Genomic DNA, 11,529 nt, shown 5'->3' with positions numbered 1-11,529 from the left:
AGCCTACAGCCAGCTGACCTCTCTCGCTATTGCCAAGTGTGTCGGTTGTTATGGGAATCTAGGATATTCATCTTGGGCTCGAATAATAAGCACTATTACCCCAGAAAGAAAATTACACTAATTCTCCATGGTATAAACAGACCCTTAACGCTAATTAACCATTCCACAGTTCATGCATATTTCAGGATGCACCAATAAATTGGACACTAAACCGCAATCTATATTTTCAGCTGCTGTCCGGCTAATGCCTCCCCGAACCACGAAATCTATTAATCCCATCAGAGAAAAAACCACTTAGGGGAAATTATTTTCAGCACAATGACACTACCAATAAACAATAACCCTTGAATATGACTAGGAATTTTTATTAGCGCCACTTTACTGGCGGATTCGCGTCATACCAAGGCCGTACCAACCACTGAAGCACGGAGATTCAGCCCTCATTTACAATGCAGTGTACGAAAACATATGTGAAGCTATAGGCGCCCAGTATATGCCTATTTCGCAACAAGATCGGTAGCCAACTCCAGATTATAAATTACGGATGGACTATGGTTTTTTCGGCCGCCCTCCAGCTCATCCAACCCCTAACAAAACTCAGCGCTCTATTGGAATCTATTGAGCCAATTACTGTGGGTGATGCAATGACAAGATGCGAAGTTGGAGAGAGAGTATTAGGAGCGCTTTTCCGCGAGCAACCAAGACCAGAGGACTTATCGATACAAAGCGTCCTGGTGAAAGTTGTCAATGGAAAAGCTTGCAGATACGGTGGGATATTGCAAAACGCCAGAGTACCCCTCCATCCCTACTCCCTTTTGAAGACTACTATTCAGCACTAAATTGGCTATCTAAGAATGCCGAATCGCAGGGAGTCAATCCAAAACGGCTCACGGTAATCGGCGATAGTACAGGCGGCGGACGGCGGTAGCGCAGACCATATTAACCAGACAAATTCTGATCTATCCAATGTTCGACGACAGAAATATTACTGAGGACTCCAATCTTGTACCCTATGTGCTCTGGAGTAGCGTTGACAAGCTTACCACATGACAGGCATACCTTAGAGATGCCGTGGGCAAAAGCAACATAAACTCTGTTGTAGCACCGGCACACTTACATAACGCTGAAGATTTGCAGCAGCGTATCTTGAGGTAGCGGAGCTGGATATATTCCGAGATGAAAACAGCCAGTACGGGCGCTTACTAATCAACGTCGATGTCAGTACCGAGTTTCACCTGTGTCCAGGTGTTATTCATGCCTGGGAATTACTCGCAGCAAAACTGTCTATCTCCATTAGAGTCATGAAAAATTGTATTCACGCTATCAAATCCTTTTGAGGCGTAAACCGAGTAATAGAGTATCGATACAGGCCTGTGATATAGCCTTTGCATTAACCGTATTTTATTGGTTTTTTTATTATTGGAGCTTAGGGTTCACCGAGCTTGACAAACCATATCATAAAAAGGAAATCTTATAATCACTTAAGGTTTCTCACTTGGATCAAACCAGAATTCAATTTCATCCGTATCGACTTCAAAATGGGCCGAGTGCTCAATATCTGCAGGCACATGGTACCAATCACCGACCCCAAACCGTCGTACGTTCTCATTGATACTAAGAATCAATTCTCCCTTAGTAATCACGACGTAATTATCTGTCTCATGGGTATGGGCCGGTATAGAAGTGCCTGCTGGATAAGAAGCAAAAAGTACATCGCTGCCCTCTGCCTCTAACCTATAGGCATCAAATCGGCCATCATACAAAGGCAACTGCTTAATTCTCGCTGGATAATCCCCTGACATTATATAGATCTTCCTTGTTACAAGTTCTTTATTTCTCGTCCACTACTCAAGCTAAGCTTCAAAAAACCGCGCATAGCAAGTTATAAAATTACCATAGATTTATATTAAAAACAGGAGTGTTGGAGCAGGACAACTTCTGGAAACGTATCACGTAAATTGATCAATAAAAGATGGTAGAGCCCCCCAAAAACTCTCTGTTTATACGCCCTATAATCGGCCCTAGGAATTTGACTTATATATTACCAGAAACCAACCGATAAATTAGCACAACATAAACTGTATAGTGTTATCGGGTTTTAACCTCTACAGAAAATTCCGCACCCTCTACAGAGTCGAAGTAATCTGGATTTGCTGGATCATTGATTAATTTACCCTTAAAAGAGACCCCGTTCTCCTTCTCCTTCGGATCAAAAAGGTCTGGAAGAGTATCTTTTCTGGAGAAATCATACCCATCTCCAGAAACAGATTCTTCATCAAAGGCCGCACTAATATCTATAGGTTTACGGCTCACTGACTGAGTGGGCTCACCCTCCCCCCCCGCTGCTACTGCGGTGCTCTCAGCAACAGCTTGCTCGACTAAAGCATCACTTTCAGCAGTATCATTGGGCCCATCGAGCTCCAATGGGTTATCTTGATGCGTCACAAAATCTTCTTGAACTCCATCAGAGACAATATGAGGACTAAGCGTATCATCACGAGATATCTCAGCAGACTTGTCACACGAGGCCAATGCAAAAATTAACAGTGCAGTTAAACCGTATTTAAACATGATTACCAATCATTGAAACCTAAGAAGGAAATCCAAAAAACATACCAAACACGAAACGATATTTACCTTATATAGGGCCATACTATCATATACCAGTCTTACCTAGGATCAACTAAAATTGAAAAAATCCAATACAAAAAACCCAAAAAATAGAATGTAATACTTGCCTCAGGCTCAACTCCCTAGTAGGGCCGGATATCCGTATGGCTGGAAACATAAGCACTTCCCCCAGAGGATCTACAACCTGAAAAAGCTAATCTTCAACCTGAGGAGCGCTGATCAAGCCACACTGAGCATGAGAAATATACCAAAAGACCCCTGCGCGAGTTTGGACACCTCAGGAAAGAGATAAACACAAATGGCTATCTATTAGAGTTAAACTGCGAGACGCTTCACACTTTAACGCTTTCCTCGGAATATTAATGAAAGAGGCAACCAATTCGACTCGCAAATTCAGCTATCTACTCACAAATAATCCAATCCGATCATTTAATATTAGCAGACTAAAAGAGTAATTTATTACCCTGGATTTACTGAGGAATAAAGCCATTCTTAGAAATCTTTATGGTTGATTCTGCATCAATACTTGGGCAGCAGCTTGGATCGTCCTTGCCAAGTTTTTTACCTCTTAGCTGAATTAAGTCCCCATCTAACTTTAAATCACTTACTAAAAACCCACTATATTTAAACGATTTAATTGGCTTAGAATCAACAGCAGCCGCTAAATAATTTACAACTATGTTCCCACAACTCCCAGAAGGCTGATCCTGCCCAATACAAGATCCACCCACGCTATAAAGGATTACCTCTTTATCTCCTGAATTTGCTGAAAGGGTTGCACTACACAGTATACTCCCCCGTAGTTACTCGATATGAGGCCCAACCACCGTCATCAGGTCAGAGGAAACCTTAGGGCAATCTTGTGGGAGAGTAGTAATAGCAAACCAGTAGATCATCAAAATAGCTTTCATAAAGTCACACTTTTAAAAAGGCACTCCAGCCGCACAACAGACGAAAAAATGATTTAGAAAATACTATTACCAAAAAAATTTCGTGATTATTGCTATGGTTTCCAGTCACGCAATTCCTGCGTTCGATGCCGCGTTACGCTAGCTCGACACAATTCATACAGCATAGGCCAAATAGACCCTCCTGCAGCTTCATCATCAGCCTGAGCACGGCACTTTGAGTCACGAGTCTTAAGCCATAGACCCTGCTCTGCACGTAATTGTTGCTGTTGTTCCGGCCTAAGAGACCTCAAAATAAATTTGTAAGTATCGTTTAGCTCACTATCGCTGAGTAGAAACTGTTGGTGGGCGCACTTATTCAGCTCCAGCTGCGTTCGCTCTTCTGGGTTACACTGTTCCTGCCATTTATTCCAGTCATAGTCTATCCCAACTAAAGAATAGGTTAGTAGCAACACTAGCCATCAAAGAACCTTCATAGCCAACTCCGTAAACTGGCCCTTCAATAGAATTTCAGTAGCGCAGTTTAATACCACATAGATTACTAATAAAGTTAATACCTATGAGTTGATACATCATACTAAATAGCAATGATGACCTTCAAAGTCTTTAGGCGCTTTTATAGGCTGCGAAAAACCCATCATCTGAACACTTACAAAGACTGAAAGCGTACCGACAAACACTAACTCTGAAAAATATCCCGTACTCATCATAGTATTTAAAAACCAAACAAGTAACATCCTTACGACGGAAATTAGAGCTCAGAAATCCTCTATGGAAATGTTAGGAAAAAATATTTTTCTCCTCCACTAACCACTAAGGTGAGCAACAGGTTCCCCCACCCTGCTGTACCGGTGGGCACGAGACCGTTCCATAGGAACAAAATACACAGCAATCCCCCTTCTTAGGCGTTAACAATTTCCCACAGCACTTGCACTGGTAGAACCACTGACAAGCATCAACCGGCATAGCTTCCTCTTGGCAGTGATTACACACGGGGCAGCTAATCATCGATGTCAGAATTAATTCTTTCATGAATCATTTACACCCTTTTCTGCGTTACAACCATATAAATAGATACTTCCATACCCCTAAATCTAAAATTATATAGAAGCCATCAAAATCTGTGTTAGTTCTTGAGGTTTATCTATCATCACATCATGCCCACATTGCATAGTTATCGCTTCCCACCCCGCCTCCCGTTGGGCCTGATCGAAAAACTGCTCTCCAATTCCTGGATCCCACCCCGTAGCGTAGATGTATACATGCCTGGGTATCTGATTCCACGCCCCCTCTAAATATATTGCCTGCTCAAAAGTCTTGAGAGGTTGATCTACGCAACGCCGATCTACCCATGCCTGATCTTGTATATTGACCCCAAAATTTCCAGCGCGACCGGGTGCCACTCGAAATCCTGCACCTGTAGTTCTGGCACTCTCCAGAAAACTGGAAGTCGTTTCCGTAGGTAGGAGATCTAGCGCGCTCTGTCCATTTTCTGGCACTAAGGCATCGAGATAAACAAGAGAGCGAATATGTTCAGGTACTTTGTCAGCGACGCCAGTAATTACCATCCCCCCATAGCTATGACCGCACAAAGTGATATCAGACAGCTCTTCGCACTCAATCACTCCAAGAATATCCTGAATATGTGTATCCACATCGATCTTACTATTCAGGAGATGTGCCCGCTCGCCTAGGCCAGTTAAGGTCGGAGTAAATACTTCATGACCAGATTCGCGCAGAAGTTCTGCTACTCGCTTCCAACACCAACCACCTTGCCAGGCACCATGTACTAAAACGAAAACCGCCATGCATTACCCTCATTGCTATCAATATCCCATGCACACCCTATGGAAAGCGTACAAAGTTTGATTTAAACCCTAACGGTACGAATGAACACCTTAAAAAAAACACTCTTTTAAGAAGAACTATGAAACAACAGTTAGGACTTAGGACTCTACATTATAGTATTCGCCATCTCTCTATTATTTTATGTTTTTCATGCCTATTTCTTCCTTACTTCATACAGCCTACGACAATCTGCCACCTCATTCCTCCCAAAGGATAGATATCCCGTCATGTAAATATGAGCAAAGCAGGCACCAACAATCAAACTAGGCTCTTATGTATATTTACCCTTTAAAAATTTCTAGACCAATGAAAACTAAGACGGCAGCATTGACATCCATTTTACTCATTAATTTTTCAAACATTGTCGTAGCCGATAAAATCTCAAACAATGTGCTTGAGGGCTCTCACATAAACTCTCTGAGCTCTATTGCCCAACGCTCATTAGCCAACTCAAACATTTCTACATCTGATATAGTTCAACTAGCCAATAGGTCTATATTTCAAGTTGAAGAATTCAGCGGGTCTATACAGGTATCTTTATCGGTCGACGGAACCTCAACATCAATTGTCTCAGAAAAAACTGAAAACCGTCCAAATCATATTTCTATAGCCCTCCGAGTCGCTGACGCCAACTACAGTATAGAAATCAACACTACATCTTCAAACTATATCATTCATGGATATGGCTCTAAACTTGGAGTTGAAGGTAAATTATTGCTCTATGCCACTCTCGCATCCATGGAAAAAAGTGGGTGGCGCGAATCTGAAAATTCACACAAATCCGTACTCTATAGAATCACCAACTGGCTCTCTGAAATATCTGCCGGCATGGTAATTCATACCATCAACTCAAGAAACAGGACCGACGAATCAAACAATTAGCATACCTCACAAAGAAAAAATAAACGCTCTAAAGAAAATAGATATGAACAGAAATCACATTGTATTCAACATCTAAGTTGGAATTATCTATGCACAGATAATCCGGTTAAAATACAACGCATACTTTTTACCAACGGCATGTATTAACATGCAAAACTCTATTTTTCCTGAGCCGGACATTCAGAATATAAATAGGGCTTACCATAAGCATCCTAGCAATTATCAGCGCTGATTATTATTAAACCAACTTGTATAGACCACAAGGTATTCTTCAAAACATACGCGAGCGTGGCGACTGTTTCCATGTAGCATGGAATACTCATGCACACTATCTGGGACATGACAGGTGAAGTGAGCGATAATTTTATTTAAAAATGATCGCTACAGACTAGTAGGTGGGACTATTTATAAGCTTTATAAGACATCATATATTACTCTGCCCTAAATTGTTCCGAGAGCGCCTCCCCTTCGGGAGGCGTTTAAATGTATCTCGGTTACTGGCAAGAGCTCTCTTCCCAATATTGGGGTGCTGCCGTCGGGGACCACCAGTTCGGACCGAAGGTCGAGGTATATACCTGCCCCTCGAAAGTCACCCGATCTCCAACCGAATAGCCGCCATCACCCGCATAAGGCTGCTGAAACTCGGGGCAGGAGGCTGCCGAACCCTCGTTTCCGCCGCCACTTTCGCCAGCTGTACTTTCGTCAGAGCCAGCGTCTGAATCGCTGTTCGAGTCATTCCCGTCCGTTTGACAGGCCGTTTCGTTCCACAGGGCTGGGGCTGCGTTTGGAGACCACCAATTTGGCTCGTGGTTGGACTCGTAGACAACACCTTCGAAGACAACAACATCACCGACAGAGTAGCCCGGCTCCCCGGCATAGGGCTGCTCAAACGCAGCACAGGCGGTATTTCCAGTGCCTCCTGAGCCCCCAGAACCGTTATCGTTGGTATCCGCTGAGTCATCCTCTTGGTCTGCACTGAGCTCGTAACCAATTTCAACGCTTACCAATCCACTGCCTTCTAACAGATGGATATCATTAATACCGTATAGCGGCTCAAAACTACTACTGCCATCATAATCGCCCGCACGGATACTGGATTGATCCTGATTAATGAGCACAGCTAAATCATGAGACCAGTTTTCGGCAATGCCCTGTTCATCTGAAGTAATTTCCAGAACCGTTGAATACGCTGCGTTTTCTCCGGTGCTATCAAATACACGGGTATACACTTTATCGCCAACATTTAAGTCTTGTGTCGGATTAATTTTGCCTCCAACCCTCCACTCAGTATTAATAATATTATCACCATCAAACTCAACATCGATTACGTTATAGAAAGCGTTTACAGTATCACCAACATCCCACACCGCAAGAATGACATGGTAACCCTCACGATCTGGTACCTGACATTCGTGTGTCATATTTACCGGTGGCTGCTCATAATTCCCATCGACTTCACAAAAAGGGTCAAGATCAAACTGATCACGGTTTAATACTGCGTTCGGATTCCAGTTTTCTTTGGTAATATAATATTTCCAATCGCGGGATACGTGGTTTGCAGTAAAACGCCATTTAAAAGTTTGCCAACCAGAGCTGATATAATTTTTAACCCAACGGTCAGAAGATTGTATATTCAGTTCTGACCAGGCGCTATTTCCGGCACTGGCAATTTGCCCATCGGCAGGCCCACTTTCAGGGAAACCTTCACTACCTTCAATACTTTGCGGTTCCCACTGAACCGCACCGCAATCAATATTCATCTCCCCAGTGTCGAGGGCATATTTGCACAGTGTTCCACGCGCAGATGCAACCCCATCATCAGCGGCCTCAACATAACCATGGCTAAGTGCACTCGAGCTGAACCCGGCTAATACCACAGCCATAAATGTGCGGTTTAATACAGGTTGCATTATCATAGATGCGAGTTTGGTCTTTCGTAAAATCATATCTTTGCCTGTTATTCAAATTTGTCCAATGTCCTTCCCCTGCTGAATAGGTCCATCTTCTGCCGAAGTATCCCTCACCTCGACCATTAGTGACGGAGTTATGGACCGCCACTCATTGGCACGGTTCCTAGTGATTCATTAAATAATTTCACACAAACGAAAAAGTATAGACCGGAAAAAATTACTATACAGGGAAGATAAAAAAGCACACGGAGACCAATAAGCGGCCTTTATTAGAGCAATCCTGCAGCAACCCCTTTTCCCACTGGCAAGCTTGACATCGAATAACAAAACCCATCAAACAAATGAAATACAAACCCCAACACAAAAAAACATAAACAAAAGTACGCAAAAGAAAATTTTTATATTTTCATAATTCCTGCACAATCATGAGGCAAACTACTTTTTCACCATATAAAAGTGCACACCAAATATATCAACCCAGAAAACTAACTTTTACACTTCACCATCCAACTGACACCACCAACAATATCTTTCTTAGAAAGAATCAGGACTGGAAATAACAATCACTCCAGAGAACATTTTGTGGCGGACTAACTGACGGATTCAAAGATGATATAAGAATCCGTAAATCTACTGAGTGAATTGAGGCCACTAAACAGCATGAACCACTTAAAGGCTCAACTCGGCTTTAATATTTTACATTGACTTTACTTATGCATCTTGTTTTCATCAGATGTATAATACGCTTATTAGACCTTGCCCAGGACAAGACGCCCTATTTCACACACCCCATAACTATTTACACCCTGATATACCCCTAATTTTAAAATAGACGTTTCCTTAACCTCCCATAAATTTTTCAACCTATTATTTAGTCTCCGTATCTCTAGCTCACTCACCTAATAGCACACAAAATTCCTGTACCAAAAACCTCCAATCGTTTAAATATAGAGACACAGACAAGGCGAACAAACCTTTCGACAGAGCTATATTTAACCCCCTTTATTTTTTGGCGTTTTTTGACAACAATCGGCACTGATATTTATCCAATCAGAGAACAATAATGAAGGATTTTTTAATTATTGGCGGTGGCCACAATGGCCTGGTCTGTGCCTGCTATCTAGCCAAATCGGGGAAAAATGTAACGATTCTTGAGCGCCGCTCCATTGTTGGCGGCGCTGCCGTAACGGAAGAGTTCCACCCTGGGTTCCGAAATTCTGTGGCAAGTTATACTGTTAGCCTGCTAAACCCGAAAATCATCGAAGACCTTCAGCTACGCGAGCATGGCCTGGAAATCAAACTACGGCCACAGTCAAACTTCTTCCCTATTTCTGAGAGAGAGAGTCTTTCCTTTCACAAGAATCTTGCAGTTACGCAAGCAGAAGTCGCACGTTTCTCGGAACGGGACGCAGCCACCCTACCTGACTTTTATGCCATGCTAGAAACCGTGGCTGACATTTTGCGAGAAGAACTGCTACGGGCGCCTCCCAACGTGGGGGGCGGCTTTGCGAATTTACTTCGCGTTGGTGGCTTTGGTCTGAGAGCGAAAAAGCTCAGCATGTCCGCCCGTCGTGATGCGCTAGATCTATTCACTAAGAGTGCTGCCAGCGTGTTGGATGCGTGGTTTGAAAATGACCATGTCAAAGCGGCGTTTGCCTTCGACTCTATCGTCGGAAACTATGCCGCACCCAGCACACCCGGCTCTTCCTATGTGTTGTTGCATCATGTATTTGGCGAGGTTAACGGCGAGAAAGGCGCATGGGGCCATGCAATGGGCGGTATGGGTGCGATCACTCAGGCCATGCGTAAAGAAGCAGAGCACCTCGGGGTCACTATTCGCACTGACGCTGAAGTTAAGGAGGTTTTGATTGATGGTGGTCGCGCTACCGGAGTGCGGCTAAGCAACGGAGAAGCCGTTACTGCCAGCAAAGTAATCGCCAATGTTGGCCCCAAACTGCTCTACTCCCAGATGATTGACGAACAACATCTGGAACCGGAGTTCCGCCGCCGTATACGTGGTTTTAGAGTGGGCTCGGGCACCTTCCGTATGAATGTCGCACTATCTGAGCTGCCAGACTTTACCTGCAAGCCTGGTACTCACGCACAACCGCACCACAAGTCTGGAATCGTCATTGGTCCCACCATGGATTACCTGGAACAAGCCTATATAGATGCGACCCAATATGGCTGGTCAAAGCAACCCATTGTTGAGATATTGATCCCCTCCACCATCGATCCTTCCCTAGCCCCCGAGGGTCAACATGTCGCCAGCCTGTTCTGCCAGCAATTCGCTCCGGAACTGCCGGAAGGCAAAAGCTGGAACGACTACCGTGAGCAGGCAGCTCAGACCATTATCGATACCGTCACCAACTATGCACCCAATTTCCGTGATGCCATCATCGCCCAACAAATCCACTCACCGCTGGATTTAGAGCGCAAGTTTGGCTTGATGGGAGGCGATATCTTCCATGGTGCCCTGGGACTAGACCAACTGTGGAGCAACCGCCCCTTTATGGGCTATGCGGATTACCGCACGCCGATTCAGGGCCTGTATCTCTGCGGCTCCGGTAGCCATCCGGGAGGTGGGGTTACTGGTGTGCCTGGGCATAATGCGGCTATGGAGATTCTGAGGGATAAATAAGAGTGAATCGTACTGATCTTACGAACCCAGTACAGCCACTATTCATAGTGGTGTTCAGGTCAAGATTTACCACTCAAGATACAGCTGGGATATACGTTATTTGGGTGAATGCCTGCACTTGCAGACTGACAGGTGCAGGGACCACAATTGAAGAGTGCTGATAGCCTGTATGGTCTATGTAGATCTTAATCCTATCCAGGCCAATATTGCCCCCAAAAAGAGTCTATTTTACCCTGATTCAGCAGCAGATTCGTGCAGCAACTACTCGCAGCGAACTTCCAAACTTACTAGCGATGCTTGGTCATATGCACCAAACCATGCTCAAGAGCGTACATTTTAGCTGGGCCGCTAACTCGGATTGGTAAACTGGAAAGGCTGAAGAAAGTTTGAAAATTCCACCAGCGATATAATTCTAGGCATCACACCACCTGACAGAATGCTAGAACCACGAAAAACATAATAAGTATAAGAAAAGTATGCCCTTGCTCCGTGTCTCCACCTATATGACTAATCAATAAAACTAGGAGTGCCACAATGATAGATTGGATACAGCAGCCTTTAAGACTTAAGCTGCGTCAAGCCAACGAATACTGTTGGCATGGTGAGGTACCCCACCATGCCAACAGCCGTCCAAATAAACAAAACCCCTAGATTCCCATAACAACCGACACACTTGGCAATAGCGAGAGAGGTCAGCTGGCTGTAGGCT

The 11,529-nt window shown here is 44.1% G+C and carries 10 protein-coding genes and 1 pseudogene; 4 read left to right on the top strand and 7 right to left on the bottom strand.

Annotated elements, in window-relative coordinates; all coding sequences use genetic code 11:
• The first annotated feature begins 652 nt into the window (after nt 1-652).
• Nucleotides 653-928 (top strand): alpha/beta hydrolase fold domain-containing protein, encoded by a 276-nt coding sequence (locus ACCI51_RS18955; protein WP_371844989.1) that lies wholly within the window; start codon nt 653-655, stop codon nt 926-928.
• Nucleotides 929-1,142: 214 nt separating this feature from the next.
• Nucleotides 1,143-1,337, top strand: a pseudogene (locus tag ACCI51_RS18950) (alpha/beta hydrolase); the annotation flags it as partial.
• A gap of 144 nt (nt 1,338-1,481) precedes the next feature.
• Here the strand turns inward: ACCI51_RS18950 and ACCI51_RS18945 are convergent.
• From ACCI51_RS18945 to ACCI51_RS18920, 6 genes are all read right to left on the bottom strand, one after another.
• Entirely contained in the window at nt 1,482-1,802 is a 321-nt protein-coding gene (locus ACCI51_RS18945; RefSeq protein WP_371844988.1) for a cupin domain-containing protein, read from the bottom strand.
• Between the two features lie 286 nt (nt 1,803-2,088).
• Nucleotides 2,089-2,571 (bottom strand): hypothetical protein, encoded by a 483-nt coding sequence (locus ACCI51_RS18940; RefSeq protein WP_371844987.1) that lies wholly within the window; start codon nt 2,569-2,571, stop codon nt 2,089-2,091.
• Between the two features lie 530 nt (nt 2,572-3,101).
• Nucleotides 3,102-3,362, bottom strand: coding sequence for a hypothetical protein (locus ACCI51_RS18935; RefSeq protein WP_371844985.1), 261 nt, complete (start codon nt 3,360-3,362; stop codon nt 3,102-3,104).
• Nucleotides 3,363-3,634: 272 nt separating this feature from the next.
• Complete coding sequence (locus ACCI51_RS18930) at nt 3,635-3,994, bottom strand: lysozyme inhibitor LprI family protein (RefSeq protein WP_371844984.1); 360 nt, start codon at nt 3,992-3,994, stop codon at nt 3,635-3,637.
• 358 nt (nt 3,995-4,352) lie between these two features.
• Nucleotides 4,353-4,571, bottom strand: a complete 219-nt coding sequence (locus tag ACCI51_RS18925; protein WP_371844983.1) for a GDCCVxC domain-containing (seleno)protein — start codon at nt 4,569-4,571, stop codon at nt 4,353-4,355.
• A 68-nt stretch (nt 4,572-4,639) separates the two neighbouring features.
• Nucleotides 4,640-5,347: an alpha/beta fold hydrolase gene (locus tag ACCI51_RS18920; protein ID WP_371844982.1), complete on the bottom strand. Its 708-nt coding sequence runs from the start codon at nt 5,345-5,347 to the stop codon at nt 4,640-4,642.
• Nucleotides 5,348-5,660: 313 nt separating this feature from the next.
• On the opposite strand from ACCI51_RS18920, the gene ACCI51_RS18915 reads away from it, so the two are divergent.
• Nucleotides 5,661-6,269, top strand: a complete 609-nt coding sequence (locus tag ACCI51_RS18915) for a hypothetical protein (RefSeq protein ID WP_371844981.1) — start codon at nt 5,661-5,663, stop codon at nt 6,267-6,269.
• A 494-nt stretch (nt 6,270-6,763) separates the two neighbouring features.
• Here ACCI51_RS18915 and ACCI51_RS18910 read toward each other — a convergent pair whose 3' ends face one another.
• Nucleotides 6,764-8,179, bottom strand: a complete 1,416-nt coding sequence (locus tag ACCI51_RS18910; protein WP_371844979.1) for a lytic polysaccharide monooxygenase — start codon at nt 8,177-8,179, stop codon at nt 6,764-6,766.
• A gap of 1,063 nt (nt 8,180-9,242) precedes the next feature.
• Here ACCI51_RS18910 and ACCI51_RS18905 point away from each other — a divergent pair.
• Nucleotides 9,243-10,820 (top strand): phytoene desaturase family protein, encoded by a 1,578-nt coding sequence (locus ACCI51_RS18905; RefSeq protein ID WP_371844978.1) that lies wholly within the window; start codon nt 9,243-9,245, stop codon nt 10,818-10,820.
• Nucleotides 10,821-11,529: the final 709 nt, after the last annotated feature.

Origin of the sequence: Microbulbifer echini (genome assembly GCF_041447225.1) — a bacterium.
In the GTDB taxonomy this organism is placed as follows: Bacteria; Pseudomonadota; Gammaproteobacteria; order Pseudomonadales; family Cellvibrionaceae; genus Microbulbifer; species Microbulbifer echini.
This window is presented reverse-complemented; position numbering and strand designations above follow the sequence as displayed.

What these genes read in the sequence shown, in the direction of transcription:
- ACCI51_RS18910 (WP_371844979.1), bottom strand. Translation starts at nt 8,179, where the DNA reads ATGCAACCTGTATTAAACCGCACATTTATGGCTGTGGTATTAGCCGGG.
- ACCI51_RS18920 (WP_371844982.1), bottom strand. Translation starts at nt 5,347, where the DNA reads ATGGCGGTTTTCGTTTTAGTACATGGTGCCTGGCAAGGTGGTTGGTGT.
- ACCI51_RS18955 (WP_371844989.1), top strand. Translation starts at nt 653, where the DNA reads ATGCGAAGTTGGAGAGAGAGTATTAGGAGCGCTTTTCCGCGAGCAACC.
- ACCI51_RS18905 (WP_371844978.1), top strand. Translation starts at nt 9,243, where the DNA reads ATGAAGGATTTTTTAATTATTGGCGGTGGCCACAATGGCCTGGTCTGT.
- ACCI51_RS18925 (WP_371844983.1), bottom strand. Translation starts at nt 4,571, where the DNA reads ATGAAAGAATTAATTCTGACATCGATGATTAGCTGCCCCGTGTGTAAT.
- ACCI51_RS18940 (WP_371844987.1), bottom strand. Translation starts at nt 2,571, where the DNA reads ATGTTTAAATACGGTTTAACTGCACTGTTAATTTTTGCATTGGCCTCG.
- ACCI51_RS18915 (WP_371844981.1), top strand. Translation starts at nt 5,661, where the DNA reads ATGTATATTTACCCTTTAAAAATTTCTAGACCAATGAAAACTAAGACG.
- ACCI51_RS18945 (WP_371844988.1), bottom strand. Translation starts at nt 1,802, where the DNA reads ATGTCAGGGGATTATCCAGCGAGAATTAAGCAGTTGCCTTTGTATGAT.